This window comes from Streptomyces sp. NBC_01723, from assembly GCF_036246005.1.
In the GTDB taxonomy this organism is placed as follows: Bacteria; Actinomycetota; Actinomycetes; order Streptomycetales; family Streptomycetaceae; genus Streptomyces.
The window spans coordinates 5,654,787-5,681,523 of record NZ_CP109171.1 but is presented as its reverse complement, the minus strand read 5'-3'; the positions used below and the strand labels follow the sequence as shown (position 1 = coordinate 5,681,523).

At 71.3% G+C, this 26,737-nt stretch carries 20 protein-coding genes; 3 read left to right on the top strand and 17 right to left on the bottom strand.

Annotated features, from left to right (window positions below; all coding sequences use genetic code 11):
- Positions 1-21: 21 nt before the first annotated feature.
- The 5 genes from cimA to ureA all read right to left on the bottom strand — a co-directional run bounded on the left by cimA (position 22) and on the right by ureA (position 6,017).
- On the bottom strand, positions 22-1,626 hold the full coding sequence (cimA, locus tag OIE75_RS26415; RefSeq protein WP_307015250.1) for a citramalate synthase: 1,605 nt from the start codon (positions 1,624-1,626) through the stop codon (positions 22-24).
- Between the two features lie 304 nt (positions 1,627-1,930).
- Positions 1,931-2,533, bottom strand: coding sequence for a TetR/AcrR family transcriptional regulator (locus OIE75_RS26410; RefSeq protein ID WP_307015249.1), 603 nt, complete (start codon positions 2,531-2,533; stop codon positions 1,931-1,933).
- A 9-nt stretch (positions 2,534-2,542) separates the two neighbouring features.
- The gene (locus OIE75_RS26405) at positions 2,543-3,577 is read right to left on the bottom strand and encodes an agmatine deiminase family protein (RefSeq protein ID WP_307015248.1); all 1,035 of its coding nucleotides are present in this window, start codon (positions 3,575-3,577) and stop codon (positions 2,543-2,545) included.
- An 11-nt stretch (positions 3,578-3,588) separates the two neighbouring features.
- On the bottom strand, positions 3,589-5,304 hold the full coding sequence (locus OIE75_RS26400) for an urease subunit alpha (RefSeq protein ID WP_329472303.1): 1,716 nt from the start codon (positions 5,302-5,304) through the stop codon (positions 3,589-3,591).
- On the bottom strand, positions 5,301-6,017 hold the full coding sequence (ureA, locus tag OIE75_RS26395) for an urease subunit gamma (RefSeq protein WP_329472302.1): 717 nt from the start codon (positions 6,015-6,017) through the stop codon (positions 5,301-5,303). Before ureA ends, OIE75_RS26400 begins: the two co-directional genes overlap by 4 nt.
- A 145-nt stretch (positions 6,018-6,162) precedes the next feature.
- Between ureA and OIE75_RS26390 the strand changes: the two genes are divergently transcribed.
- The gene (locus OIE75_RS26390; RefSeq protein ID WP_329472301.1) at positions 6,163-7,608 is read left to right on the top strand and encodes a cytosine permease; all 1,446 of its coding nucleotides are present in this window, start codon (positions 6,163-6,165) and stop codon (positions 7,606-7,608) included.
- Between the two features lie 58 nt (positions 7,609-7,666).
- On the opposite strand, the gene OIE75_RS26385 is transcribed toward OIE75_RS26390, so the two are convergent.
- The 5 genes from OIE75_RS26385 to OIE75_RS26365 form a co-directional block, all read right to left on the bottom strand.
- Positions 7,667-8,755, bottom strand: a complete 1,089-nt coding sequence (locus OIE75_RS26385) for a branched-chain amino acid aminotransferase (protein WP_329472300.1) — start codon at positions 8,753-8,755, stop codon at positions 7,667-7,669.
- Positions 8,756-9,014: 259 nt separating this feature from the next.
- On the bottom strand, positions 9,015-10,067 hold the full coding sequence (locus OIE75_RS26380) for a 3-isopropylmalate dehydrogenase (protein WP_307015243.1): 1,053 nt from the start codon (positions 10,065-10,067) through the stop codon (positions 9,015-9,017).
- 72 nt (positions 10,068-10,139) lie between these two features.
- Complete coding sequence (locus tag OIE75_RS26375) at positions 10,140-10,271, bottom strand: hypothetical protein (RefSeq protein WP_107420291.1); 132 nt, start codon at positions 10,269-10,271, stop codon at positions 10,140-10,142.
- A gap of 306 nt (positions 10,272-10,577) precedes the next feature.
- Positions 10,578-12,218, bottom strand: a complete 1,641-nt coding sequence (gene pruA, locus OIE75_RS26370) for an L-glutamate gamma-semialdehyde dehydrogenase (RefSeq protein WP_307015242.1) — start codon at positions 12,216-12,218, stop codon at positions 10,578-10,580.
- Positions 12,219-12,264: 46 nt separating this feature from the next.
- A complete protein-coding gene (locus tag OIE75_RS26365; protein WP_307015241.1) occupies positions 12,265-13,191 on the bottom strand; it encodes a proline dehydrogenase family protein in 927 nt (308 codons plus the stop codon).
- A 164-nt stretch (positions 13,192-13,355) separates the two neighbouring features.
- Here OIE75_RS26365 and OIE75_RS26360 point away from each other — a divergent pair, with 164 nt between their 5' ends.
- Positions 13,356-14,546 carry a PucR family transcriptional regulator gene (locus OIE75_RS26360; protein ID WP_329472299.1) on the top strand — a complete coding sequence of 397 codons (1,191 nt, stop codon included), beginning with the start codon at positions 13,356-13,358 and terminating at the stop codon, positions 14,544-14,546.
- Here OIE75_RS26360 and OIE75_RS26355 read toward each other — a convergent pair.
- On the bottom strand, positions 14,527-15,114 hold the full coding sequence (locus OIE75_RS26355; RefSeq protein ID WP_329472298.1) for a TetR/AcrR family transcriptional regulator: 588 nt from the start codon (positions 15,112-15,114) through the stop codon (positions 14,527-14,529). The two genes, OIE75_RS26360 and OIE75_RS26355, sit on opposite strands and share 20 nt — an antisense overlap.
- Before the next feature lie 84 nt (positions 15,115-15,198).
- Between OIE75_RS26355 and OIE75_RS26350 the strand changes: the two genes are divergently transcribed.
- Positions 15,199-16,746: an MFS transporter gene (locus OIE75_RS26350; RefSeq protein ID WP_329472297.1), complete on the top strand. Its 1,548-nt coding sequence runs from the start codon at positions 15,199-15,201 to the stop codon at positions 16,744-16,746.
- Between the two features lie 12 nt (positions 16,747-16,758).
- Here OIE75_RS26350 and serA read toward each other — a convergent pair whose 3' ends face one another.
- The 6 genes from serA to OIE75_RS26320 all read right to left on the bottom strand — a co-directional run bounded on the left by serA (position 16,759) and on the right by OIE75_RS26320 (position 26,719).
- The gene (gene serA / locus OIE75_RS26345; RefSeq protein ID WP_307015237.1) at positions 16,759-18,348 is read right to left on the bottom strand and encodes a phosphoglycerate dehydrogenase; all 1,590 of its coding nucleotides are present in this window, start codon (positions 18,346-18,348) and stop codon (positions 16,759-16,761) included.
- A gap of 261 nt (positions 18,349-18,609) precedes the next feature.
- The gene (gene ilvC, locus OIE75_RS26340) at positions 18,610-19,608 is read right to left on the bottom strand and encodes a ketol-acid reductoisomerase (RefSeq protein ID WP_329472296.1); all 999 of its coding nucleotides are present in this window, start codon (positions 19,606-19,608) and stop codon (positions 18,610-18,612) included.
- 118 nt (positions 19,609-19,726) lie between these two features.
- Positions 19,727-20,251 (bottom strand): acetolactate synthase small subunit, encoded by a 525-nt coding sequence (gene ilvN / locus OIE75_RS26335; RefSeq protein ID WP_122617626.1) that lies wholly within the window; start codon positions 20,249-20,251, stop codon positions 19,727-19,729.
- A gap of 34 nt (positions 20,252-20,285) precedes the next feature.
- Positions 20,286-22,133 carry an acetolactate synthase large subunit gene (locus tag OIE75_RS26330; RefSeq protein WP_307015236.1) on the bottom strand — a complete coding sequence of 616 codons (1,848 nt, stop codon included), beginning with the start codon at positions 22,131-22,133 and terminating at the stop codon, positions 20,286-20,288.
- Positions 22,134-22,376: 243 nt separating this feature from the next.
- Positions 22,377-25,439, bottom strand: coding sequence for an EAL domain-containing protein (locus OIE75_RS26325; RefSeq protein WP_329472295.1), 3,063 nt, complete (start codon positions 25,437-25,439; stop codon positions 22,377-22,379).
- A 338-nt stretch (positions 25,440-25,777) separates the two neighbouring features.
- Entirely contained in the window at positions 25,778-26,719 is a 942-nt protein-coding gene (locus tag OIE75_RS26320; RefSeq protein ID WP_329472294.1) for a 2-hydroxyacid dehydrogenase, read from the bottom strand.
- Between the last annotated feature and the right edge of the window lie 18 nt (positions 26,720-26,737).

Below are 26,737 nucleotides of genomic sequence, written 5' to 3'. Positions count from 1 at the left end.
GATTCGCCGCGGGAGACCGGGTCACGCCGCGGGCGTCACTCCCGCGCGCAGCAGCCCGTACGTGTACGCGTCCTCCAGGGCCTGCCACGAGGCCGCGATGACGTTCTCCCCGACACCCACCGTGGCCCACTCCCCCGTGCCGTCGCTGGTGGAGATGAGGACCCTGGTCGTGGACTGGGTGCCGTGCACGCCCTCCAGGATGCGGACCTTGTAGTCGACCAGGTCCAGCTTGGCCAGCTCCGGATAGAGCTTCTCCAGCGCCACGCGCAGGGACCGGTCCAGGGCGTTGACCGGGCCGTTGCCCTCGGCGGTGGCGACGATGCGCTCGCCCTTGGCCCAGAGCTTGACCGTGGCCTCGTTGGCGTGGCTGCCGTCGGGGCGGTCCTCGGTGATCGCCCGCCAGGACTCGACCTCGAAGTACTTGAGCGGCCTGCCCTCGGCCTCGGCGCGCAGCAGCAGCTCGAAGCTGGCGTCGGCGGCCTCGTAGGTGTAGCCGGCCAGCTCGCGCTCCTTGACCCGCTCGACGACCCGGCCGACCAGTTCGCGGTCGCCGCCGAGGTCGACGCCGAGTTCCTTGCCCTTCAGCTCGATGGAGGCGCGGCCGGCCATGTCGGAGACCAGCATCCGCATGGTGTTGCCGACCAGCTCGGGGTCGATGTGCTGGTAGAGGTCGGGATCGACCTTGATCGCGGAGGCGTGCAGGCCGGCCTTGTGCGCGAAGGCGGAGACCCCGACGTAGGGCTGGTGGGTGGAGGGGGTGAGGTTCACGACCTCGGCGATGGCGTGCGAGATCCGGGTCATCTCGCGCAGCCGGCCCTCGGGCAGCACCTGCTTGCCGTACTTCAGCTCCAGCGCGGCCACGACCGGGAACAGGTTGGCGTTGCCGACGCGCTCGCCGTAGCCGTTGGCCGTGCACTGGACGTGGGTCGCGCCGGCGTCGACGGCGGCCAGGGTGTTGGCGACGGCGCAGCCGGTGTCGTCCTGGGCGTGGATGCCGAGCCGGGCACCGGTGTCGGCCAGCACCGTGGCGACCACGGCCTGGATCTGCGCCGGGAGCATGCCGCCGTTGGTGTCGCAGAGGATGACGACGTCGGCGCCGGCCTCGGAGGCGGTGCGGACGACCGCCTTCGCGTACTCGGGGTTGGCGCGGTATCCGTCGAAGAAGTGCTCGCAGTCGACGAAGACCCGGCGGCCCCGGGCCTTCAGGTGGGAGACCGTGTCGGCCACCATCGCCAGGTTCTCGTCCAGCGTGGTGCGCAGGGCCAGCTCCACGTGCCGGTCGTGGGACTTGGCGACCAGGGTGATCACCTGGGCGCCGGACTCCAGGAGCGCCCTGACCTGGTGGTCCTCGGCGGCGGTCGCGCCCGGACGGCGGGTGGCGCCGAAGGCGACCAACTGGGCGTGCCGGAAGTCGATCTCCTGCTGGGCGCGGGCGAAGAACTCGGTGTCGCGCGGGTTGGCGCCGGGCCAGCCGCCCTCGATGAAGCCCACACCGAAGTCGTCCAGGTGCCGTGCGATGGCCAGCTTGTCCGCGACCGTGAGGTTGATGCCCTCGCGCTGCGCGCCGTCGCGCAGGGTGGTGTCGAAGACGTGGAACGAATCGTCGAGTTCGCTGGTTGCGGTCATGATCTGAAGGCTCCTGTATGGGATCTCGGTCTACCGGAATGACCGGTTCCACCGTCCGTCTATGATCCCTCGCGCTCTCTTCCCGGCTTGGGGTGGGCCAGGAAAACGAAAAACCCCTCGCGGGTGCGAGAGGTCTGCGCGCGGGTCGAGGACGACGGTGTCCGCCCGTACCTGGTCGTACGTGGCGGTCACTGCGGACCGGCGCGCCTGCTGCCAATAATCATGGCGAACGAGAGCACGGGGGCAGTCTGGCACATTCCGTCCATCCGCTCACCGGGCGTCTCAGGATGCGAGCCAGGGCCGGTCAGACGTCCGTGTAGAGGCCGTCCGTCAGGAACTCCCGGACGTGGTCGAGCACCTGCGCCCGGTCCGTCCCCCGCAGGCCGATCGCCACGTGGATGGCGAGGCCGTCGAGGAGCGCCCGCAGCCGGGACGCGAACCGGTCGGGGTCGACGCGGCGGAACTCGCCGCGCGAGACGCCCTCGGCGAGCAGGGCGACCAGGTCGCGGTGCCAGGCGCCCTCGATGGCGGCCTGCCGGTCGCGGGCGTCGTCCTCGGCGTTCTGCGAGCGGTTCCACACCTCCAGCCACAGCGTCCAGTGCGGGTCGCGGTGGCCGTCGGGGACGTAGAGGTCGACGTACTCCTGGAGCCGTTCACGGGCGGTGCCGGGCCGGGTGAGCAGCCGGCCGCGTTCCACGCCCAGGCGGCCCTCGCTCCACTCCAGGGTGCGCAGCAGCAGCTCGTCCTTGGAGTGGAAGTAGTACAGGAGGTGGCCGCTGCTCATGCCGACCTCGCGGCCGAGCGCCGCCATGGTCAGCTTCTCCAGGCCGCGCTCGGCGATCATCTCCATGGCGGCGGCGAGCACGTCCTCACGCGGCGGCGCCTGTCTGCGCCCACCACCGGCCATGTCCCGCTCCTAGACTTTCGGCTGCTGCTGCGTGATGCAGTGGATGCCCCCGCCACCCGCGAAGATCGTACGCGCGTCCACCAGGGTCACCGTCCGCCGAGGGTGCAGGCGGCGGAAGATGCCGGCCGCGATCTCGTCGCGCGGGTCGTCGAAGGCGCACAGGACGACGCCGCCGTTGCACAGGTAGTGGTTGATGTAGGAGTAGTCGGCCCAGTGGCCGTCGGCCTCCAGGACGGTCGGGGCGGGCACCTCGACGACCTCCAGTCGGCGGCCCCGGGCGTCGGTGGCGGCGCGCAGGACGCCGATGGCCTCCTTGGTCACCTCGTGGTCGGGGTGGGCCGGGTCCGGCTGGTGGTGGGCGACGACGACGCCCGGCGCGGCGAAGGCGGCGACGATGTCGACGTGGCCGAGGGTGCCGAACCCGTTGGGCGGGTAGTCGCCGGTGAGGCCGCGGGGCAGCCAGATCGCCCTGCTGGTGCCGAGGTGGGCGTGCACCTCCGCCTCGACCCGCTCCTTCGTCCAGCCGGGGTTGCGTTCGGGCCCGAGCTGCACGGTCTCGGTGAGCAGCACGGTGCCCTCGCCGTCGACGTGGATGCCGCCGCCCTCGTTGACGAGCGGCGAGGCATAGGTCCGGGCGCCCGCGAGGTCGGCGACGTGCGCGCCGATCTTCGCGTCGTGCTCCCAGCGGGCCCACTCCTGCGCGCCCCAGCCGTTGAAGGTCCAGTCGACCGCGGCCAGCCCGTCCGGTCCGGTGAGGAAGGTGGGGCCGATGTCCCGCATCCACGCGTCGTCCAGCTCCCGTTCAACGGTGTCGATGCCGTCGCCGAGCAGCGCCCGCGCCTCGGCGGACCGGCCCGGACCGCACACCACGGTCACCGGTTCGAAGCGGCGCACGGCGCGGGCGACACCGGCCCAGGCGATGTGCGCGGCGGCCAGGTCCCCGGGGTCCTCGAAGGTGGGGTTGGGGCCCGGCCACGCCATCCAGGTGCGTTCGTGCGGGGCCCACTCGGCGGGCATGCGGAAGCCGTCGGCGGCAGGGGTCATGGCGGGCACCTTCACAGGAAGTAGAGGCGGTTGAGGGATACGGACTCGGCGGGTTCGGAGCGCAGCGGGTCGCCGTCCAGGGTGACCAGGCCGGTGCGCCGGTCGACGTCGACCTGTCCGGTGCGGGAGTTCAGGCGCAGGTCGGCCGGTCCGATGCCGCGGGTGCCGCGCACGGCGACCCGGCGGCGGCGGGTGGGCATCGTGTCGTGCCCCTGATCCACGGCGGCCTGCGCGACGAAGGCGACCGAGATCTCGGCGGGGGTGGCGCCGTGCGCGCCGAACTGCGGGCCGAGGACGAGGGGTTCGCAGGTGTCGGTCGCCGCGTTCGGGTCGCCGACCACGCCGTACGCCGGGAAGCCCGCCTTGAGGACGAGCTGCGGCTTGGCGCCGAAGTACTCCGGGCGCCACAGCACGATGTCGGCGAGCTTGCCGGCCTCGATGGAGCCGACCTCGTGCGCGAGGCCGTGGGCGATGGCGGGGTTGACGGTCAGCTTCGCCATGTAGCGCAGGACGCGCTCGTTGTCGTTGTCGTCGTCGGGGGCGCCGAACTCGGCCTTCATCTTGCCGGCCATCGCGAAGGTGCGGCGGACCGTCTCGCCGGCCCGGCCCATGCCCTGGGCGTCGGAGGAGGTGATGCCGATGGCTCCCAGGTCGTGCAGCACGTCCTCGGCGCCCATGGTCCCTTCGCGGATGCGGTCGCGGGCCATGGCGGCGTCGCCCGGCAGTTCGGTCTTGAGGTCGTGGACGGAGACGATCATGCCGTAGTGCTCGGCCACCGCGTCCCGGCCAAAGGGCAGGGTGGGGTTGGTGGAGGAGCCGATGACGTTGGGGACGCCGGCCATCTTCAGCACGTTGGGGACGTGTCCGCCGCCGCAGCCCTCGATGTGGAAGGCGTGGATGGTGCGGCCCTCCAGGACACGGAGGGTGTCCTCGACCGACAGGCACTCGTTGAGGCCGTCGCTGTGCAGGGCGACCTGGACGTCGTGCTCCTCGGCGACGCGCAGGGCGGTGTCGAGGGCGCGGCTGTGGGCGCCCATGTCCTCGTGCACCTTGAAGCCGGACGCGCCGCCCTCGGCCAGCGCCTCGATCAGCGGTGCCTCGTGGGACGAGGACCCCCGGCCCAGGAACCCGATGTTGACCGGCCAGGCGTCGAAGGCGCCGAAGGCGTGCTTCAGCGCCCAGGGCGAGTTGACGCCGACGCCCCAGACCGGCCCGAACTCCTGGCCGATGACCGTCGTCACGCCGGAGGCGAGCGACGCCTCCATGATGCGCGGGGAGAGCAGGTGGACGTGGGTGTCGACGGCTCCGGCGGTGGCGATCAGGCCCTCGCCGGAGACGATGGACGTGCCGGTGCCGACGACCACGTCGACGCCGTCGAGGGTGTCGGGGTTGCCGGCCCGGCCGATGGCGTGGATGCGGCCCTCGCGGATGCCGATCGACACCTTGCGGATGCCCTGGACCGCGTCGATGACCACGACGTTGCTGATGACGACGTCGCAGGTCTCGCGCACCGCGGCGGCCTTGAGGTGCAGCCCGTCGCGGGCGGTCTTGCCGAACCCGGCCAGGAACTCGTCGCCCTGGAGCTGGGCGTCGGACTCGACGCGGATCACCAGCCCCGAGTCGCCGAGGCGCAGCCGGTCGCCCGCACGGGGGCCGTGGGTGGCGGCGTAGGCGTACGGGTCGATGTGGATCGACTCGCTGATCTCGCGTCCCTTGGAGCGGCTCATCGCACGCCTCCTTCCGGTGATCCGTCTGCTACGGGGGGCACGCCCAGGTATCCGCAGGCCGCCGCCCGCCGCAGGGCCTCCTCCTTGGCGCCCGGCGCGTCCAGCGGCCCGTCGACCAGTCCGGCGAACCCGATCGCGACCCGCCGCCCGCCGATGGGCACCAGGCCGACCTCGGCGCTCTCGCCGGGCCCGAAGCGGACCGAGGACCCGGCGGGGACGGCGAGACGCATGCCGTAGGCCCGCTCGCGGTCGAAGTCCAGGCGCGGGTTGGCCTCGAAGAAGTGGAAGTGGGAGGTCACGGAGACCGGCACGGTCGCGCTGTTGGTGACCGGCAGCCGGAGCGCCGCCTCGGGTTCGGCGTGGTCGGGACCCGGCAGCAGGGCCCCCGGGCCCGCCGGGCCCAGTCCCCCGCCCCCGATCGGGGCGGAGACGACCGCGAGCCGGGAGCCGTCGTCGAAGACGGCCTCCACATGGACCTCGGTGACCACGTCCGCGACGCCTGGCAGCACGTCGTCCGGGCCGAGCACGGACCGGGCCCGCTCGACGGCCTCGGCGAGACGGGCACCGTCGCGAGCGGCCTCGCACACGGTGTCCGCGATCAGCGCGGTCGCCTCCGGCACGTTCAGCCGGAGCCCGCGGTTCCGACGGGCCCGGGCCAGCTCGGCCGCCCCGAAGAGCAGCAGCCGGTCACGTTCCGTGGGGGTCAGTCTCACGACGCGGCACCTCCTTGCTATCCCGACCTTAGAACACCACTCTAAACAGGGCATCCCTGGAACGGAACCATTGACGGGCGGCACAAGCAGACGTCACATTGAACGTCGCTCTAAACCAACAGGCGGCCGTCGAAGGAGACCAGCCATGCCGATCGAACAGTGCGGAGTCGACACCATCCCCGAGGAGGAACGCACCAGCGGACCCAGGGATCTCGTCTCGATCCTGCTGGGCTCCAACCTCTGCCTCGGCGTGATCGTCTTCGGCTGGCTGCCGCCGTCCTTCGGCCTGGGCTGGTGGGCGTCGGTCGGCGCGGTGGTGGCGGGCACGGTCGTCGGCACGCTGTTCACGGCACCGCTCGCGCTGGTCTCGCTGCGCACCGGCACCAACCTGTCCACGTCGTCCGGCGCCCAGTTCGGTGTGCGCGGGCGGCTGGTGGGTTCGGTGGTCGGGCTGCTGCTGGCCCTCGGCTACACGGCGCTGACCGTGTGGATCGGCGGGGACGTGATGATGGGCGTGCTCGGCCGCCTCTTCGGACTCCCGCAGGGCGGGGCCGCGTACGCCGTCGTCTACGGCCTGCTCGCCGCGGCGACCGTCGCGGGCGCGGTCTACGGCTACCGGGTGCTGCTCGCCATGTCCAAGGTGCTGGCCTACGCCATGACGGCCCTGCTGGTCCTGGGCGTGATCGCCTACGCCCCCGACTTCACCACCGCCGCGCTCCCGGAGGCCGGAGGGTACCTGCTGGGCGGCTTCTGGCCGACGTGGCTGCTTGCCGCCGTGGCCGCGGGACTGTCCGGGCCGATCGCCTTCATCACGCTGCTCGGCGACTACACCCGCTACATCTCACCGGCCCGCTTCTCCTCGCGCCGGGTGCTGCACGCGACCTGGCTGGGGCTGATGCTGGGGCTGCTCGTGCCGCAGCTCTTCGGCACCTTCACGGCGTACGCCGCCCGTGCCGCCCTCGACTACGCGGGCCCGCTGGTCGACGCCGCCCCCGCCTGGTACCTGGTCCCGCTGCTGCTGGCCGCCTCGGCCGGCTCGGTGGGCAACGCCGGGCTGATGCTCTACTCGATGGGCCTCGACCTGGACGCCATCCTGCCGCGCGCCTCCCGCGCCCGCGCCACCTGTGCCGTCGCCGTCGTCGCCACGGCCTGCGTGTTCGCCGGGCACTACGCCTGGGACGCGCAGTCGGCGATGACGTCGTTCGTGCTGCTGCTCACGGCGATCGGCACGCCGTGGGCGGTCATCACGATGATCGGCTCGGTCCGCTGCGGCGGGGTGTACGACGCCGACGCGCTCCAGGTCTTCAACCGCCGCGCGCGGGGCGGGATCTACTGGTACCGCGCCGGCTGGAACGTCCCCGCGACGGCCGCCTGGGCGGTGGGCGCGACGGTGGGCGTCCTGGCCGTGTCCCTGCCGTCCTACGAGGGCCCCCTGCTCTCCCTGACCGGCGGGGTGGACTGCAGCTTCCTGCTGTCGGGGCTGGTGGGCGGGGTGGTGTACGTACTGCTGGCGCAGAGCCCGGGCTCGTTCCCGGCGGAGCCCGCGGTGGCCCACCCGGCCCAGCCGGTGTTCGAGGACGAGGCCGTTTAGGCCGAAGCGGGGGTCCGGGGGCGCAGCCCTCAGCGAGGCCCGCCCCCACGCCGGTACGTCAGGCCAGCCGGTGCATCCAGCCGTGCTTGTCCTCGGCGGTGCCCCGCTGGATGTCCAGCAGCGCCGTACGCAGCCGCTGCGTCACCTCACCCGGCTCGCCCCCGCTCTGCTTCCACTCCACCCCGGCCCGCTTCACCGTGCCGACCGGCGTGATCACGGCGGCGGTGCCGCAGGCGAAGACCTCGGTGAGGGTGCCGTTCTCCGAGTCGCGCTGCCACTGCTCGACCGAGACGCGGCCCTCCTCCGCCTCGTAGCCGAGGTCACGGGCGACGGTGAGCAGGGAGTCGCGGGTGACGCCCTCCAGGATGGAACCGGTGAGGGAGGGCGTGATGATCTTGTCGCCGTACACGAAGTACAGGTTCATGCCGCCCAGTTCCTCGACCCACTGGTGCTCGACCGCGTCGAGGTAGCAGACCTGGTCGCAGCCCTTGGCCGCCGCCTCGGCCTGCGCGAGCAGCGACGCCGCGTAGTTGCCGCCGGTCTTGGCGTCGCCCATGCCGCCGGGGACGGCGCGGACGCGGTCCTCGGAGACCCAGATGGAGACCGGCTTGACGCCGCCCGGGAAGTAGGCGCCGGCCGGGGAGGCGATGACCAGGAAGAGGTACTCGCCGGCCGGCTTGACGCCCAGGCCGACCTCGGTCGCGATCATGAAGGGGCGCAGGTAGAGGGACTCCTCGCCACCGTGCGCCGGGACCCAGTCCTGGTCCTGGCGGACCAGCGCGTCGCACGCCTCGATGAACGTCTCCACCGGCAGCTCGGGCATGCCGAGGCGGCGCGAGGACGCCTGGAAGCGGCGGCCGTTCTTCTCCGGCCGGAAGGTGGCGACGCTCCCGTCGGGTCGGCGGTAGGCCTTCAGTCCCTCGAAGATCTCCTGCGCGTAGTGCAGGACCATGGTGGCCGGGTCGAGGGAGAGCGGGGCGTACGGGACGAGCTGGCCGTCGTGCCAGCCGCGGCCCTCGGTCCACTTGATCGTCACCATGTGGTCGGTGAAGTGGCGGCCGAATCCGGGGTTGGCCAGAATCGCCTGCCGCTCCGCGTCGGAGAGCGGGTTGGCGGAGGGCTTGAGCTCGATCGTGCGCGTCGTCATGGGTTGATGTCCTTCACCGGTTTGATTGTGACGGGCCGCTGTCACGCCCGTACGGCCGGTGGCCGGTGCTAGGACGTCCGAGCATTCCCTCATGTCACGACTTCGCGTTCGAGTATCGCGCGCGGCCGGCGACGGATGAAACGGGGTGAATGCGGCCCAGGGTCTGATGGTCGCACCTGGCGGACGCAGGAGAAAGCCGCCGGATGCCTTGTTTCTCGGACCCGGCGGCTTCGAAAGGTTGGATTTCGAGTGCGCCGGATCAGCCGGCTACTCGGGCGGCGAGCGCGTCGCCGATCTCGGAGGTGCTGCGCGCCGGCAGGTCGCCGCGCTCGCCGAGGTCGGTGGAGACGGCCCCCTCGATCCGGGCCGCCTCGCCCTCGTACCCGAGGTGGCGCAGGAGCAGGGCGACGGACAGGACCGTGGCGGTCGGGTCGGCCTTGCCCTGGCCGGCGATGTCGGGCGCGGAGCCGTGCACCGGCTCGAACATCGAGGGGAAGTCGCCGGACGGGTTGATGTTCCCGCTGGCGGCGACGCCGATGCCGCCGGAGACGGCCGCGGCGAGGTCCGTGATGATGTCGCCGAAGAGGTTGTCGGTGACGATGACGTCGAAGCGCTCGGGCTGGGTGACCAGGAAGATCGTGGCGGCGTCGACGTGGATGTAGTCGGTGGTGACCTCGGGGTACTCCGCGGCCACCTTGTTGAAGATGTCGGTCCACAGGTGGCCCGCGAAGGTCAGCACGTTGTTCTTGTGGACCAGCGTGAGCTTCTTGCGGGGGCGGGCCTGGGCGCGGGCGAAGGCGTCGCGGACGACGCGCTCGACACCGTAGGCCGTGTTGACGGAGACCTCGGTGGCGACCTCGTGCTCGGTGCCCTTGCGGATGGTGCCGCCGTTGCCGGTGTACGGGCCTTCGGTGCCCTCGCGGACGACGACGAAGTCGATCTCCGGCTGTCCGGCGAGCGGGGTGGCGACACCCGGCAGCAGCTTGGACGGGCGCAGGTTGACGTGGTGGTCGAAGGCGAAGCGGAGCTTGAGCAGGAAGCCGCGCTCCAGGACGCCGGACGGCACCGTCGGGTCGCCGATGGCGCCGAGCAGGATGGCGTCGTGGCCCTTGAGGGCGTCGAGGTCGGCGTCGGTGAGGGTCTCACCGGTGGCGTGGTAGCGCCGGGCACCGAAGTCGAACTCCTTGGTCTCCAGCTTCACATCCTGCGGAAGGACGGCGGAGAGCACCTTCAGGCCTTCGGCCACGACCTCCTGGCCGATGCCGTCACCGGGGATCACTGCGAGATTGAGGCTGCGAGAACTTGCCGACATGTGCGGCACCCTACTCCTCGTCCCACGGGATGACATGAGGCGTCCGGCATGCGGACGCCTCGCGCCCGTGGCTCAGTGTCCGGTGGAGCCGCCGTTGTCCCGGCGGTCGAGGGCGCGCTGGAGGGCGGCCGCGGCGTTCTTGCGGTCGGAGTCGGCGCTGCGGGAGAGGTGGCGGACTCGGCGGCGGACGGTCGTCTCGGCCATGGGAATCGACTCCTTCGGCACTAAGGGAGCGCGGAGAGCGAGCGGTACGGAGAGACGCCGGAAGGGGCGGGGAGCGCGGTGCCGCAGGGGTTGCCTGCGCGGGGCCCGGCTCACGACCGCCATCCGCTCGATCGAGCGGTACGTTCGGCTCCTACAAAGCTAAGGGAGTGCGGAGCGTCTGTCTCCACAATTACTCGGACTTCCTACTATCTGAGACGGTGCCCTCGGTCACACGCCCCCGAACTGCGAAAACGCCCGGGGGGCCAGGTCGGTCGACCTGGCCCCCCGGGCGTCACTCACAGGGCGTCAGCCCATGTGCGGGTACGTGTAGTCGGTCGGCGCGACCAGCGTCTCCTTGATGGCGCGGGTCAGCGTCCAGCGCATCAGGTTCTGCGGGGCGCCGGCCTTGTCGTTGGTGCCGGAGGCACGACCGCCGCCGAAGGGCTGCTGGCCGACCACGGCGCCGGTCGACTTGTCGTTGATGTAGAAGTTGCCGGCCGCGTAGCGCAGCTTCTCCATCGTGTACGCCGCCGCCGCACGGTCGTTGGAGATGACCGAGCCGGTGAGGGCGTAGTCGGAGACGGACTCCATCTGGGTGAGCATCTCGTCGTACGCGTCGGCCTTGCTGTCGTCGTAGACGTGCACGGCGAGGAACGGGCCGAAGTACTCGGTGCGGAAGACCTCGTTCTCCGGGTCGGTGCACTCGACGACGGTCGGGCGGACGAAGTAGCCGACCGAGTCGTCGTAGGAGCCGCCCGCGACGATGGTGCAGGTCTCGTCGGCCTTGGCGCGGTCGATGGCCGCCTTGTTCTTGGCGAAGGACCGCGCGTCGATGACGGCGCCGACGAAGTTCGACAGGTCGGTGACGTCACCCATGGTGAGGTAGTCGACCTCGGCGGCGAACTCCTCCTTGAAACCGGAGTTCCAGATGGACGCCGGGATGTACGCGCGGGAGGTGGCGCTGCACTTCTGGCCCTGGTACTCGAAGGCACCGCGGGTCAGCGCGGTCTTGAGCACCGCGCGGTCGGCGCTCGGGTGGGCGACGAGGAAGTCCTTGCCGCCGGTCTCGCCGACCAGGCGCGGGTAGGTGCGGTACTTCTCGATGTTGTTGCCGACCGTCTTCCACAGGTGCTGGAAGGTCTTGGTCGAACCGGTGAAGTGGATGCCCGCGAGGTCCCGGTGCTCCAGGGCGACCTCGGAGACCGCGATGCCGTCGCCGGTGACGAGGTTGATGACGCCCTTGGGCAGCCCGGCCTCCTCGAGGAGCTGCATCAGCAGCACGGCGGCGTGGGTCTGCGTCGGGGACGGCTTCCAGACCACCACGTTGCCCATGAGGGCCGGGGCGGTGGGCAGGTTGGCCGCGATCGCGCTGAAGTTGAACGGCGTGATCGCGTAGACGAAGCCCTCCAGCGGGCGGTGGTCCATGCGGTTCCACACGCCCTGGGAGTTGGCCGGGGGCTGCTCGGCCAGGATGTTGCGGGCGTAGTGGACGTTGAAGCGCCAGAAGTCGATCAGCTCGCAGGGGCTGTCGATCTCGGCCTGCTGGGCCGTCTTGGACTGGCCGAGCATCGTGGAGGCGGCGATGGTCTCGCGCCACGGGCCGGACAGCAGCTCGGCGGCGCGCAGGATGATCGCCGCGCGGTCGTCGAAGGACATCGCGCGCCACGCCGGGGCCGCGGCCAGGGCGGCGTCGATCGCGTCCTGGGCGTCCTGCTGGGTGGCGTTGGCGTAGGTGCCCAGGCGGGACTTGTGGTTGTGCGGCTGCACGACGTCGAAGCGCTCACCGCCGCCCATCCGCTTGACGCCGCCGATGGTGCAGGGCAGGTCGACCGGATTGTCGGCCAGCTCCTTGAGCTTGACCTCCAGACGGGCACGCTCGGGCGAGCCGGGGGCGTAGCCGTGCACCGGCTCGTTGACGGGGGTGGGGACCTGGGTCACAGCGTCCATGGTTTCCGTTACTCCTTACTGAGCGGTCTTGCGAGCGGGTGCGGGCTCAGCCCTTGCTGACCATCGAGCGGGCGAAGAACCGGAGGTTCGCCGGCTTCTCCGCCAGACGGCGCATGAAGTAGCCGTACCAGTCGGTGCCGTAGGCGGTGTAGACGCGCATGCGGTGGCCCTCGGCGGCCAGCCGCAGGTGCTCGTCGCCGCGGATGCCGTACAGCATCTGGAACTCGTACTCGTCGAGCTTGCGCCCGGCGGTGCGGGCCAGCTCCTGGGCGATGGAGATCAGGCGCGGGTCGTGCGACCCGATCATCGGGTAGCCCTCGCCCTCCATCAGGGTGCGCAGGATGCGGACGTACGCCTTGTCGATCTCGTGGCGCTGCTGGTACGCGACCTCTGCGGGCTCCTTGTAGGCGCCCTTCACCAACCGTACGCGAGAGCCGCTGTCGGCGAGGCGGCGCGCGTCGGCCTCGGTGCGGAAGAGGTAGGCCTGGATGACGCAGCCCGTCTGCGGGACGTCCTTCCGCAGCTCGTCGTGGATGGCGAACATCGAGTCGAGGGTGGTGTGGTCCTCGGCGTCGAGGGTGACGGTGGTGCCGATCTCGGCGGCGGCCTCGACGACCGGGCGGACGTTCTTCAGGGCCAGCTCGTGGCCGCCGTCCAGCGCCTGGCCGAACATCGACAGCTTGACCGACATCTCGGCGCGGGTGCCGAGGTCCAGCGGCTTCAGCCGGTCGATCAGCTCCAGGTAGGCGTCGCGGGCGGCCTCGGCCTGCTCGGGGGTCGTGATGTCCTCGCCGACGACGTCCATCGTCAGTTCCAGGCCCCGGTCGGTCAGGTCCCGGATGATCGGCACGATCTCGTCGACCGTCTCGCCGGGGATGAACCGGTCGACGACCGGCTTGGTCACGGGCGCGGCCGACACCAGCCGGCGCATCCGGTCGCTGCGCGACGCGGCGAGAATCACGGGACCCAGCACGGGGCACCTCCACTTACCAACCAACACGAGGCCGTAGCCCGACGGACGGGGGACGGCACGGAGAACCACCGTGAAATCTAAGGATCCCCCCGATCGTCGGCCATCGACAGCTGTCACGCATCCGTGCCGCAGATCTCAGACATGTGTATGAAAGCGGCGCGCAAATGCGGCAGAATGCCCGGGTGACGACGGATTCCAAGGGTGACTACCAGGAGCTGGTCGACGAGATCTCCGAGCTGCTGGGCGCCCCGGCGACCCTGGAGAACCGCGACTTCGAGCTGATCGCCTTCGGTGCCTACGACAGCGAGGGCGACCTCGACCCCTCCGCCCTGGACCCGGTGCGCACCCGCTCGATCCTCACCCGGCGTTCCACCGCGGCCGTCCGGGCCTGGTTCGAGGGCTTCGGCATCACCCGCGCCACCGGCCCGGTCCGCATCCCGCCGACCCCGGAGGCGGGGGTGTACCGGGGGCGCACCTGTCTGCCGGTACGCCATCGGGGCGTGGTCCTCGGCTATGTGTGGCTCCTGGACACCGACCCCGGTCCGACGGAGCGGCAGCTGACCGCGGCCATGGCGGTGACCGCCCGGATCGGCGCGCTGCTCGCGGACGAGGCGCAGCACGGCGCGGACCTGAGCCGGGAGCTGCGGGCGGTGCTGACCGCGGAGCGGGACTGGCAGCGGGACATGGCGGTGGCGGAGCTGCGCACCGCGCTGGGTGCCCGCGCGGACGCCCTGCACGCGGTGGTCTGCGTGGCGCCCTGGCCGTCGGCCGATCCCGAGGACGCGCCCTCGGTCCGCACGGTGCCGGCGGCGACGGCGCTGTGCACGGTGCCGTGGGGCACCGCGGGCGAGTCGCTGGCCCTGCTGGTGCGGCTGCGCTCGGCGGACGTGCTGACCCCGGCGACCTCGGCGGCGGGCCGGCTCCTCGAACGGGCCCGTGGCGGCGGGCTCGCGGCCGGGGTCTCCGCGCCGCGCTCCGGACTGGCGGAGCTGGGGGCGGCCTGGTGGGAGGCGTCGGCGGCGGCGCGGGCGGCACGCGCGGAGTCCCGCTTCGGTCCGGTCGCGGAGTGGACGTCCATCGGGGCGTTCCGCCTGCTGACCGCGCTGCCCGCGCGGTCCGCGCACGACCCCGCCCTACGGGTCCTGCTCTCCCCCGCCCACCGGGAGCTGGTCCGCACCGCCGAGACCTACCTCGACCGCGCGGGCCAGGCCGGCCGCGCCGCCGCCGAGCTGGGCATCCACCGCCAGACCCTGTACTACCGCCTCTCCCGCGTCGAACAGCTCACCGGCCTGGACCTGGACGACGGGGAGGACCGGCTGCTGCTGCACATGGCGCTCAAGGCGCGGCGTCTGTAGCGGCCTCCATCACCCGGCGCAGGCCGGCGGCGAGCGCCGCGCCGTCGGGCGCCGACTCCGGGTCGAACGTCCACTGGGCGATGAGGCCCGTCATCAGGGTCACGTAGAACATGCCGAGGGTGTCCGCCGTGTCGTCGGTCACGTCCTCCTCCCGGCCGCCCATCAGCAGCGGGATCAGACCGCGTCCGGCCTCGCGCTGGGCCGCCGCCAGATGGGCGCGGACCTCGGGGAGCCGGTCACCGAAGGCGACGATCTCCATGCTGAGCCGCCACAGCGAGCCGGGCTCCTTCATGGTGGCGATGATGTTCGACCACACCCGCTCGAACCGCTCCAGGGAGCCGGGCCGTGCCTCGTCCAGGGTTCCGTCCCCCTCGAAGGCGTCGCCCATGCCCTCCACCAGCGCGACGTAGGCCTGCGCGAGCAGCGCGTCCTTCGACCCGTAGTGGTAGCCGATGGAGGCCAGGTTGGTACCCGACTCCCGCACGATGTCGCGTGCGGTCGTGCGCACGAAGCCCTTGTCGAGCAGGCAGCGCTTGGCGCCCTCGAGCAGATCCTCACGGTGTCCCATGGCCACACCCTACCCGTCGCGCTATACATGTGTCTTACACAGTCGTTCTAGACACACGTATAAGACGTGCGTACAGTCCTCGGCATGACACCGAACCCGACCCGGGCCGGCCGCCGCGAGTGGACCGCCCTGACCGTGCTGATGCTTCCGCTGCTCCTGGTCTCGATGGACGTCTCGGTCCTCTACTTCGCGATCCCCGAGATCAGCGCGGACCTGGCCCCGAGCGGCACCCAGCAGCTGTGGATCTTCGACATCTACGGCTTCGTGCTGGCCGGGCTGCTGATGACCATGGGCGCGCTGGGCGATCGCATCGGCCGGCGCAGGCTGCTCCTCGTGGGTGCGGTTGCCTTCGGTGCCGCCTCCCTGCTCGCGGCCTACGCGCACACCGCCGAGACGCTGATCGCGGCCCGCGCGGTCCTCGGCATCGGCGGCGCCACCCTGATGCCGTCGACGATGGCGCTGGTCCGCACGATGTTCACCGACCCCTCCCAGCGGGCGAAGGCGATCGGGCTGTGGTCCGGGGTGATGACGGCCGGGATCGCGCTCGGCTCGGTCATGAGCGGCGTCCTCGTCGAGCACTTCTGGTGGGGGTCGGTCTTCCTGGTCAACCTGCCGGCGATGGCCCTGCTGCTGATCCTCGGCCCGCTGCTGCTCCCCGAGTCCCGCAACCCCTCCCCCGGCCGCTTCGACCTGCTGAGCGTCCCGCTGTCGATGGCGGCCGTGCTGCCCGTCGTCTACGGCCTGAAGGAACTGCCCTCCGAGGGCTGGAACGTCCGCTACGTCGTCTCGATCACCGTCGGTCTGCTGTTCGCGGCGCTGTTCGTGCACCGTCAGCGCACGTCGGCCTCGCCGATGATCTCGCCGGCCCTCTTCCGCGGCCACGGCTTCACCCCGGCGCTCGTCCTCAACACCGTGTCGGCCTTCGGGATGATGGGCTCCGCGTACTTCTCCACGCAGTACCTTCAGTCGGTCCTGGGCAAGAGCGCGCTGGAGGCCGCACTGTGGAGCCTGCTGCCGTCGGTGCTCATCGGCGTCGCCGCACCGGTCGCCGCCCAGCTGGTCCAGCGCGGTGTCGAGCGCGCGTACGTCGTGACGGCCGGCTTCGGCACGGGGGCGGTCGGTTACGTGCTGATGGCCCTGGCCGGTACCGGCTCGCTGTGGCTGGTGCTGACCGCGTGCGGGGTACTGGCCGCCGGCATCGTCGTCGTGATGTCCCAGCTCACCGACCTGGCGCTGAGTTCGGCCCCGGTCGAGAGGGCGGGCTCGGCCTCCTCACTGCTGGAGACCGGCACGGAGTTCGGCGGCGCGCTGGGGATGGCCGCCCTCGGCTCCATCGGTACCGCGCTCTACCGCCACGGCATGCCGTCGGACGCACCCGCTCCGGCCCAGGAGACCCTCGGCGGCGCGCTGGCCGTCGCCGCCGAACTGCCCGGGCGCGCGGGAGACGTCCTGGCGACGGCGGCACGCGAGGCGTTCGCCGACGGCATGCGGGGCGCCGCGCTCGCGGGGGCGCTGGTGCTCCTGGCGGCCGCGGGGCTGGCGGCGATGGGTCTGCGGCACATCAGGGTGCGTCCGGAAGCGCCCACGGAAAACGCCGAACAGGCTGACCGACTCAGCCCGTCCGGCGCTTGAGAACGCGGTTGTTCAGACCAGGTTCACCGACCGGGCCGACGTCGCGCCGATCTCCGCCGCGACCTCCGCCAGCACCCCGGAGGGCACCGTGTCGTCGACGGTCAGCACGGCCAGCGCCTCGCCGCCGACCGTCGCACGGGCGACCTGCATGCCGGCGATGTTGATGCCGGCCTCGCCGATGACGCGGCCGACGGTGCCGACGACGCCGGGACGGTCCTCGTAGCGCAGGACGACCATGTGGTCGGCGAGGGCGAGGTCGACGTCGTACTCACCGACGGCGACGATCTTCTGGAGGTGCTTCGGGCCGGCCAGCGTGCCGGAGACCGACACCTCCTCGCCGTCCGCGAGGGTGCCGCGCACCGTGACGACGTTGCGGTGCTCCGGGGACTCCGAACTGGTGGTCAGCCGGACCTCGACGCCGCGCTCCTGGGCGAACAGCGGGGCGTTGACGTAGGACACCGTCTCGTCGACGACGTCCTCGAAGACACCCTTGAGGGCGGAGAGCTCCAGCACCTTCACGTCGTGCTGGGTGATCTCGCCGTAGACCTCGACGTCGAGGCGGACGGCGACCTCGCCGGCGAGCGCGGTGAAGATCCGGCCGAGGCGCTCGGCGAGCGGCAGACCCGGCTTGACGTCCTCGGCGATCACTCCGCCCTGGACGTTGACCGCGTCCGGGACCAGCTCACCGGCGAGGGCGAGCCGCACCGACTTGGCGACCGCGATGCCGGCCTTCTCCTGGGCCTCGTCGGTGGAGGCGCCGAGGTGCGGGGTGGCGACGACCTGGTCGAACTCGAACAGCGGCGAGTCCGTGCACGGCTCCTTGGCGTACACGTCCAGGCCGGCGCCCGCGACGCGGCCCTCCTTGAGCGCCGAGTACAGCGCCGCCTCGTCGACGATGCCGCCACGCGCGGCGTTGACGATGCGGACGCTCGGCTTGACCCTGCGCAGCGCCTCGTCGCCGATCAGGCCGAGGGTCTCGGGGGTCTTGGGCAGGTGGACGGTGATGAAGTCGGAGACCTCGAGCAGCTCGTCCAGCGACAGCACCTTGACGCCCATCTGCGCGGCCCGCGCGGGCTGCACGTAGGGGTCGTAGGCGACGACCTTCATGCCGAAGGCCGACATGCGCTGCGCGACGAGGGCGCCGATGCGGCCGAGGCCGACGACACCGAGGGTCTTCTCGGCCAGTTCGACGCCGGTGTACTTGCTGCGCTTCCACTCGCCGTTCTTCAGCGCGGCGTTGGCCTGCGGGATGTTGCGGGCGGTGGCGACGATCAGGCCGCAGGCCAGCTCGGCGGCGGTCACGATGTTGGACGTCGGCGCGTTGACGACCATCACGCCGGCCTTGGTGGCGGCGGAGACGTCGACGTTGTCCAGGCCGACCCCGGCCCGGGCGACGACCTTCAGCTTCTTGGCGGCGGCGATGGCCTCGGCGTCGACCTTGGTGGCGGAGCGGACCAGGATCGCGTCCACGTCGGCGATGGCGGGGAGCAGTTCGGCCCGGTCCGCGCCGTTGCACTGGCGGATCTCGAAGTCGGGGCCGAGCGCGTCCACGGTCGCGGGCGACAGCTCTTCGGCGATGAGTACGACAGGTTTCGAGCTCACGTGAGTCCTCACAAGTCCAATGCGGACGGCCGTCCCGACGGCCGCATTCGGTGTCGCTAAGCCGCGTGGAAGACGCACGACGCTGTGGGCCTGACGCGTATGTGTTCAGCAGTCTAGTGGCGTGGCGGACGTCGTCCCGCGCCTCTGCGGAAGGATCACCCGTCCGTGGCTGGACGGGATGGACAACGCCGTGCGCCCGACGTTACCCCGGGTTCGCCGAAGGGGCCGGAGCGGCGTCGCTCCGGCCCCCGGCGGTGAGGACTACGCCTCTTCGTCGACCCAGCTCATGAGCTTGCGCAGCTCCTTGCCGGTGGTCTCCAGCAGGTGCTCGGAGTCCTGCTTCTTGTACTCGTTGTACTTCTTCAGACCGCCGTGGTACTCGTCCATCCACTGCCGGGCGAAGGTGCCGTCCTGGATCTCGGCGAGAACCTTCTTCATCTCGGCCTTGGTGGCGTCGGTGATGATCCGCGGGCCGGTGACGTAGTCGCCCCACTCGGCGGTCTCGGAGATCGACCAGCGCATCTTCTCCAGGCCGCCCTCGTACATGAGGTCCACGATCAGCTTCAGCTCGTGCAGGCACTCGAAGTAGGCGATCTCCGGCTGGTAGCCGGCCTCGGTCAGGGTCTCGAAGCCCGCCTTGACCAGCGCGGCCGTGCCACCGCAGAGGACGGCCTGCTCGCCGAAGAGGTCGGTCTCGGTCTCCTCGGTGAACGTCGTCTTGATGACGCCGGCGCGGGTGCCGCCGATGCCCTTCGCGTACGACAGGGCCAGCGCGAAGGCGTTGCCGGAGGCGTCCTGCTCGACGGCGGCGATGCAGGGAACGCCGCGGCCCTCCTCGTACTGACGGCGCACCAGGTGGCCCGGGCCCTTGGGGGCGACCATGCAGACGTCCACGCCGGCCGGGGGCTTGATGAAGCCGTAGCGGATGTTGAGGCCGTGACCGAAGAACAGCGCGTCGCCGTCCTTAAGGTTGTCCTTGATGTGCTTCTCGTAGACCTCGGCCTGGATGGGGTCCGGGACGAGGATCATGATGACGTCGCCCTCGGCGGCGGCCTCGGACGGGCTCACCACGCGCAGGCCCTGCTCCTCGGCCTTGGCCTTGGACTTCGAGCCCTCGTGCAGACCGACGCGCACGTCGACGCCGGAGTCGCGCAGCGACAGGGCGTGGGCGTGGCCCTGGCTGCCGTACCCGATGACCGCGACCTTGCGGCCCTGGATGATGGACAGGTCGGCGTCGGCGTCGTAGAACAGCTCGGCCACTGGGTTCTCTCCTTGTGTGCAGGTGTTGCGTCCCACCGTATGCCGGTGGGGGGAAGGGAAGTTTCGGGGTCTCGGCATACGGGCGGCCGGTCGTCGCTCCGGCCGCCCGTCGCCGTCGTTATGCGGACCGGTCGAGTGCGCGCAGCGAGCGGTCCGTGATCGAACGGGCGCCGCGGCCGATGGCGATCGTGCCGGACTGGACGAGTTCCTTGATGCCGTACGGTTCCAGCATCCTGAGCATGGCGGACAGCTTGTCGCTGCTGCCGGTGGCCTCGATGGTGACGGCCTCCGGGGAGACGTCGACGGTCTTGGCGCGGAACAGCTGGACGATCTCGACGATCTGGGAGCGCGTCTCGTTGTCGGAGCGCACCTTCACCAGAACGAGTTCACGCTGGACGGCCTGGGCGGGCTCCAGCTCGACGATCTTGAGCACGTTGACGAGCTTGTTGAGCTGCTTCGTCACCTGCTCCAGCGGGAAGTCCTCGACGCTCACCACGATGGTGATGCGGGAGATGTCGGCGTGCTCGGTGACGCCGACGGCGAGCGAGTCGATGTTGAAGCCGCGGCGGGAGAAGAGGGCGGTGATCCGGGCGAGGACGCCGGGGGTGTTCTCCACCAGGACGGAGAGCGTGTGCTTGGACATGGTCTGCTTCCTCTGCTTGAAGTCCTGACGGCTCTCAGTCGTCTTCGTTGTCGCCGAAGTCCGGGCGGACGTCCCGGGCGGCCATGATCTCGTCGTTGGAGGTGCCGGCGGCGACCATCGGCCAGACCATCGCGTCCTCGTGGACGATGAAGTCCACGACGACGGGCCGGTCGTTGATGGAGTTCGCCTCCTCGATGACCTTGTCGAGGTCGGCGGGGTCCTCGCAGCGGATGGCGTGGCAGCCCATGGCCTCCGACAGCTTCACGAAGTCGGGGACGCGGGTGCCGCGGGCGTCCGGGTTGACGTCCTCGGGGCCGGAGTGGAGCACGGTGTTGGAGTACCGCTGGTTGTAGAACAGGGTCTGCCACTGGCGGACCATCCCGAGGGCGCCGTTGTTGATGACCGCGACCTTGATCGGGATGTTGTTCAGGGCGCAGGTGGTCAGTTCCTGGTTGGTCATCTGGAAGCAGCCGTCGCCGTCGATCGCCCAGACCGCGTTGCCGGGCATGCCGGCCTTGGCGCCCATGGCGGCCGGGACCGCGTAGCCCATGGTTCCGGCGCCGCCGGAGTTCAGCCAGGTGGCGGGCTTCTCGTACTGGACGAAGTGCGCGGCCCACATCTGGTGCTGGCCGACGCCGGCCGCGAAGATCGTGCCCTCGGGCGCCAGCTGCCCGATGCGCTCGATGACCTGCTGCGGGGAGAGCGAGCCGTCCTCGGGCTGGTCGTAACCGAGGGGGTAGGTCTCGCGCCAGCGGGTCAGGTCCTTCCACCAGGCGGTGTAGTCGCCCCGGTTGCCCTCGTCGTGCTCCTTCTGGACGGCCTGCACGAGGTCGGCGATGACCTCGCGGGCGTCGCCGACGATCGGGACGTCGGCGGCGCGGTTCTTGCCGATCTCGGCCGGGTCGATGTCGGCGTGGACGATCTTGGCGTACGGGGCGAAGCTGTCCAGCTTGCCGGTGACGCGGTCGTCGAAGCGGGCTCCGAGGGCGACGATCAGGTCGGCCTTCTGCAGCGCGGTGACGGCGGTGACCGCACCGTGCATGCCCGGCATTCCCACGTGCAGCGGGTGGCTGTCGGGGAACGCGCCGAGCGCCATCAGGGTGGTGGTGACGGGCGCTCCGGTGAGTTCGGCGAGGACCTTCAGCTCGGCGGTGGCCTGCGCCTTGAGCACGCCGCCGCCGACGTAGAGCACGGGGCGCTTCGCGGCCGAGATGAGCTTGGCGGCCTCGCGGATCTGCTTGGCGTGCGGCTTGGTGACCGGGCGGTAGCCGGGCAGGTCCGTGACCGGCGGCCAGGAGAAGGTCGTCCGCGTCTGCAGCACGTCCTTCGGGATGTCGACGAGGACCGGCCCCGGACGGCCGGTCGAGGCGATGTGGAACGCCTCGGCGATCGTCTTCGGGATGTCCTCGGCCTTGGTGACCAGGAAGCTGTGCTTGGTGATCGGCATCGTGATGCCGACGATGTCCGCCTCCTGGAAGGCGTCCGTGCCGATCGCCTTGGAGACGACCTGGCCGGTGATCGCGACCAGCGGCACCGAGTCCATGTTGGCGTCCGCGATCGGCGTCACCAGGTTGGTGGCACCGGGACCGGAGGTCGCCATGCAGACGCCGACCTTGCCTGTGGCCTGCGCGTAGCCGGTGGCCGCGTGGCCCGCGCCCTGCTCGTGACGGACGAGCACGTGGCGCACCCGGCTGGAGTCCATCATCGGGTCGTAGGCGGGAAGGATCGTGCCGCCGGGAATGCCGAATACGGTGTCGACCCCGACCTCCTCAAGCGAGCGGATGAGGGACTTCGCACCCGTCACGGACTCGGGGGCGGACTGCTGTCCTCCGGAACGGGGCCGCGGCTGCGGGTGATGGGCCCCGGTGGCCTGCTCGGTCATCGGCATTCTCTTCTCGATGCTGAGGGTTTTTGCGAGGTTTCGTGCGGTCTGCGGCTGCTGCTCGGCGGGTGCCTGTGCAACAAAAAACCCCTCGTGCCATAAGGCAAGCGAGGGGAGCGCGTCGGGTGTGGGTCGCCGGGAGTCCGGGTGGACCGGACATCACCAGCTTCAGCCGACGCGCTTTCCAAGTACGAGAATTCGGGTGCGCATGGCACTGACCCTCCCCCCGGCGCGCACCCACTGTCAAGTGGGTGGGACGGGAGTCTCATTATGTGAGCGCAGTGCCGTACCACCACCGAGGACGGCCGGCAGTCCCGACGGAAGCCCGCCGGGGACCTGGCCGGCGGCGGTGGCGCCGACGCTCTTGCCGTACACCCCCTTGGCGCCGCCCGCGAAGGCCGGTTCGGCCGGTCCGTGCGGCACGGGGTAGTGGCCGGTGCCCAGCGCTCTGCGCAGCCGGTACTCGTCCAGCGGCCCGGAGAACGCCATGCCCTGTCCGTGCGTGCAGCCCATCGCCCGCAGGGCGACGATCTGCTCGGGCAGGTCCACCCCGTCGGCCACGGACTTCAGCCCGAGGTCGGTGGCGATGCGCAGCAGACCGCTGGTGATCTTGTGCAGCCGCGCCGACTCCACGACGCCCTCGATCAGCCCGCGGTCGAGCTTGAGCACGTCCACGGGCAGGCGCCGCAGCGCGGTGATCGCCGCGTAGCCGCTGCCGAAGCCGTCGAGCGCGATCCGGACACCCACCCTGCGCAGCGCGTTCAGCCGGCGGTCCAGCTCGTCCAGGCCGACCCGTGGGTCGATGTCCGACAGCTCGATCAGGAGAGAACCCGGCGGGAGTCCGTGCCGGGTCAGCTGGGCCTCCACGGAACCCAGCGGCATCGAGCGGTCCAGCAGGCGGCGGGCCCCGATGCGTATGGCCACGGTGACCGGCAGTCCGGTCGCCGCGCGTTCGGCGGCCTGCTCGACGGCCTCCTGGAGCACCCAGCGGTCCAGTTCGGCGGTCTTGTCGGCGTCCTCGGCGACCCGCAGGAACTCGGCGGGGGTGAACAGCACGCCCTGCGAGGAGCGCCAGCGCGCCTGGGCGCAGACCGACGTGATCCGGCCGTCCGTCAGGGAGACCACGGGCTGGTGCAGCAGTGCGAACTCGCCGTCGTGCAGCGCGACCCGCAGCCGGGTGGCCAGCTCGGCCTTGCGCACGACGTCCTGCTGCATCTGCGGCCGGTACAGCTCGACGCGGCCCTTGCCACCCGCCTTGGCCCGGTACATCGCGAGGTCGGCGTTGCGCAGCAACTCGCCCGCACCGAGGCCCGGTTCGGCGAAGGCGACGCCGATGGAGGCGTTGACACGGACGTCGTTGCCGTCGATGAGGTAGGGCTGGGAGAGGGTCATCCGCAGACGGTCGGCGAGTTCCCGGATGTGGCCCTCGCGCGCGGCCCGGTCCCGGGCCCCGTCCCCGACGATCAGGGCCGCGAACTCGTCGCCGCCCAGTCTGGCGGCGGTGTCCCCCTTGCGGACGGCCTCGTGGAGTCTGCGGGCGGCCTGTACGAGCAGTTCGTCCCCGGCCTGGTGGCCGATGGTGTCGTTGACGCCCTTGAAGCCGTCGAGGTCGATGAAGAGCACCGCCGTACCGCGCAGGGCGGCACCGCAGTCCAGGGCGCGGCGGCCGGAGAGGGCCTGCTGGACGCGCCGGGTGAACAGGGCGCGGTTGGGCAGGTCGGTGAGCGGGTCGTGTTCGGCGTTGTGCTGGAGCTGGGCCTGGAGGCGCACCCGCTCGGTGACGTCCCGGCTGTTGAAGATGAGGCCGCCGTGGTGGCGGTTGACGGTGGACTCGACGTTGAGCCAGCCGCCGTCCCCGGAGCGGAAGCGGCACTCGATGCGCGCGGTCGGCTCCTCGACGGGACTGGCGGCGAGGAACCGGCGCACCTCGTGCATCACGCAGCCGAGGTCCTCCGGGTGGATGAGCCCGGCCAGTTCGCTGCCGACCAGTTCCTCCGCGGGGCGGCCGTAGACACCGGCGGCGGCCGGGGAGACGTAGCGGAGGATGCCGGAGGGCGCGGCGATCATGATGACGTCGCTGGAGCCCTGCACCAGGGAGCGGAAGTGGTTCTCCTTCTGGGCCAGTTCCTGGGTGAGGACGATGTTGTCGAGCAGCATGATGCCCTGCCGGACGACGAGGGCGAGCACCACGGTGCCGCCGGTCAGCAGCACCACGCGGTCGACGCTGCGGCCGTTGAGCACGTTGTAGAGGATGCCCAGGGTGCAGACCGCGGCGGCGAGGTACGGGGTGAGCGCGGCCAGGGATCCGGCGATGGGCCGGGCGGTCGGATAGCGCCCCCGCTCACCACCCGGTGCCGGCGCGGGCGGTGGTGCCTGCGGGTGGCCGGAGCCGCGCTGTCCGGGCACGTGCTCGCGCACCACGCGTGTGTGCCCGCCGGCGCCCTCCGTGTCCGGGGCCCGTCCGCGCCGGGTCGCGGCCCAGGGGGCGTAGGCGAGCAGCAGGGAGCCGGCGAACCAGCCCGCGTCGAGCAACTGGCCGGAGCGGTAGTTGTTGTGGAACAGCGGAGAGGTGAAGAGGGCGTCGCACATCACCGTCAGGGCGAGCGCCCCGATGGCGGTGTTGACGGCCGAACGGCAGACGGGCGAGCGCCTGAAGTGCAGCGCCAGCACCATGCTGACGAGCGCGATGTCGAGCAGCGGATACGCCACCGAGAGCGCGGAGTGCGCCACGCTGGACCCGCCCTCGGCCTTGGCCGCCTGGGCGAGCGCGAGGCTCCAGGCCAGCGTCAGCAGCGAGCCGCCGATCAGCCAGGCGTCCAGGCCCAGGCAGATCCAGCCGGCCTTGGTGACCGGCCGTTTGGCCAGGACGAGCAGCCCCACGATGGCGGGCGGCGCGAAGCACAGGAAGAACAGATCGGCATAGCTGGGACTGGGCACGGGCACCCGCAGGACGACCTCGTACCACCCCCAGACCAGGTTGCCCAGGGACGCCATGGCCGAGGAGAGGGCGAAGAGCAGCCACGCCGGCCGGAAACGGACGCGGCGTCCGCGGGCGTAGAGGAAGCAGGAGACGGCGGCGGCGCCCGCGGCGGCGCTTAGCCCGAAGTCGCCCATGATCTTGGCGGCGTACTCCGAACCCCAGCCGAGCGCGGACCCGACGGCGTAGCACGCGCAGACCAGGGCCAGCACGAGCTGGCGGACGAAGGTGGGGCCGCGGGAGGCGGCCGAGGGCCGGGGCAGCAGCGGTCCCGGGGTCGGCTGTGCGCGCAGCGCTCCGTCCAGCGTGGGCGCGGACGGCGGGCTCACCGGGGCCTCCCGCGGCCGCCCGGCCGGCGGCGGTGAGGCTCGCACTGGGCGGGATGGCTGTGCCGACCCCGTCTGCGCGCGGTCGTGGTCGTGCGCCAGGGTCGCCGGCGGCGGCTCCGCCGCGTCGGGTCGTTCGTCCATAGGCCGTGCATCGCCCGTCGCCCCCCTCACAGTCTGAGATGTCCATCCCCGGCGCCGAACGGTGCGCGGCGCATCCCCTGTCGGACGATACACCAGGATCGTCACTCAGGGACATAGGTTCTCTACGCTCCGTGACGACCAGCGGATATGCCCGCACCCACCGCATCCGGGGGATTGCGGAGGGTGCCCGAAACGGATTACGCGCCCGTCGTCAGGATCACGTTGCGCAGTGGTTCCTGGTTCACGAAACGGTTCAACTGGTCCACCAGCAGCCGCTTGGCGCGCGGCAGGAAGGCGGAGGTCGGCCCGCCGGCGTGCGGGCTGATGACTATGCCGGGAGCATGCCACAGCGGGTGGCCCGGCGGCAGCGGTTCGGGGTCGGTCACGTCGAGGGCGGCGGTGAGGCGTCCGCTCTCCAGTTCGGCGAGCAACGCCTTCGTGTCGACGACCGGCCCGCGCGCGACGTTGACGAGCAGGGCGCCGTCCTTCATCCGGGCCAGGAACTCCGCGTCGACGAGCCCGCGGGTGGTCTCGGTGAGCGGCGTGGAGAGGATGACGACGTCGGCCTCCGGGAGCAGGGCGGGCAGTTCGGTGAGTGGGTGCACCGGACCGCGCGCCGTGGTGCGTGCGGAGCGCGCGACGCGCACGACCGGCGCGACCTCGAAAGGCACGAGCCGGTCCTCGATCGCGGCGCCGATCGATCCGTACCCGACGACGATCACCCTCCGGTCGGCGAGCGCCGGCCGGAACCCGCCGAGCCACTCGCCCCGGTCCTGGGCCCGAACGAAGTCCGGGATACCGCGCAGCGACGCCAGGATCAGGGCGAGGGTCAGCTCCGCGGTGCTGGCCTCGTGCACCCCGCGGGCGTTGCACAGCCGGACGCCCGGGGGCAGGTGCCGGAGTCCGGGCTCCACGTGGTCGATGCCCGCGGAGAGGGTCTGGACGACCTGGACGGAGCGCATGCCGGGCAGCGGGCGGGTCCCGATCCCGCTGGGCTTCATGTAGGGGACGACGTAGTACGCGCAGTCGGCCGGGTCGGCGGGGAAGGTCTCCTCGCCGTTCCAGTGGCGGTACACGGGGCCCTCGGGGAGGCCCTCGATCTCGTCCGGCGGGATGGGCAGCCACACGTCAGCAGTCATGGTCAGGAGGCTATGTCA

Bases quoted from the DNA above. Each gene is read 5' to 3' on its own strand.
- OIE75_RS26355 (WP_329472298.1), bottom strand. From the start codon at position 15,114: ATGGGACACCGTGAGGATCTGCTCGAGGGCGCCAAGCGCTGCCTGCTC.
- OIE75_RS26360 (WP_329472299.1), top strand. From the start codon at position 13,356: ATGCGGCAGAATGCCCGGGTGACGACGGATTCCAAGGGTGACTACCAG.
- cimA (WP_307015250.1), bottom strand. From the start codon at position 1,626: ATGACCGCAACCAGCGAACTCGACGATTCGTTCCACGTCTTCGACACC.
- OIE75_RS26330 (WP_307015236.1), bottom strand. From the start codon at position 22,133: ATGACCGAGCAGGCCACCGGGGCCCATCACCCGCAGCCGCGGCCCCGT.
- OIE75_RS26410 (WP_307015249.1), bottom strand. From the start codon at position 2,533: ATGGCCGGTGGTGGGCGCAGACAGGCGCCGCCGCGTGAGGACGTGCTC.
- OIE75_RS26400 (WP_329472303.1), bottom strand. From the start codon at position 5,304: ATGAGCCGCTCCAAGGGACGCGAGATCAGCGAGTCGATCCACATCGAC.
- OIE75_RS26375 (WP_107420291.1), bottom strand. From the start codon at position 10,271: ATGGCCGAGACGACCGTCCGCCGCCGAGTCCGCCACCTCTCCCGCAGC.
- OIE75_RS26385 (WP_329472300.1), bottom strand. From the start codon at position 8,755: ATGACGACGCGCACGATCGAGCTCAAGCCCTCCGCCAACCCGCTCTCC.
- OIE75_RS26390 (WP_329472301.1), top strand. From the start codon at position 6,163: ATGCCGATCGAACAGTGCGGAGTCGACACCATCCCCGAGGAGGAACGC.
- OIE75_RS26380 (WP_307015243.1), bottom strand. From the start codon at position 10,067: ATGTCGGCAAGTTCTCGCAGCCTCAATCTCGCAGTGATCCCCGGTGAC.
- ilvN (WP_122617626.1), bottom strand. From the start codon at position 20,251: ATGTCCAAGCACACGCTCTCCGTCCTGGTGGAGAACACCCCCGGCGTC.
- OIE75_RS26350 (WP_329472297.1), top strand. From the start codon at position 15,199: ATGACACCGAACCCGACCCGGGCCGGCCGCCGCGAGTGGACCGCCCTG.
- pruA (WP_307015242.1), bottom strand. From the start codon at position 12,218: ATGGACGCTGTGACCCAGGTCCCCACCCCCGTCAACGAGCCGGTGCAC.
- OIE75_RS26405 (WP_307015248.1), bottom strand. From the start codon at position 3,577: ATGACCCCTGCCGCCGACGGCTTCCGCATGCCCGCCGAGTGGGCCCCG.
- OIE75_RS26320 (WP_329472294.1), bottom strand. From the start codon at position 26,719: ATGACTGCTGACGTGTGGCTGCCCATCCCGCCGGACGAGATCGAGGGC.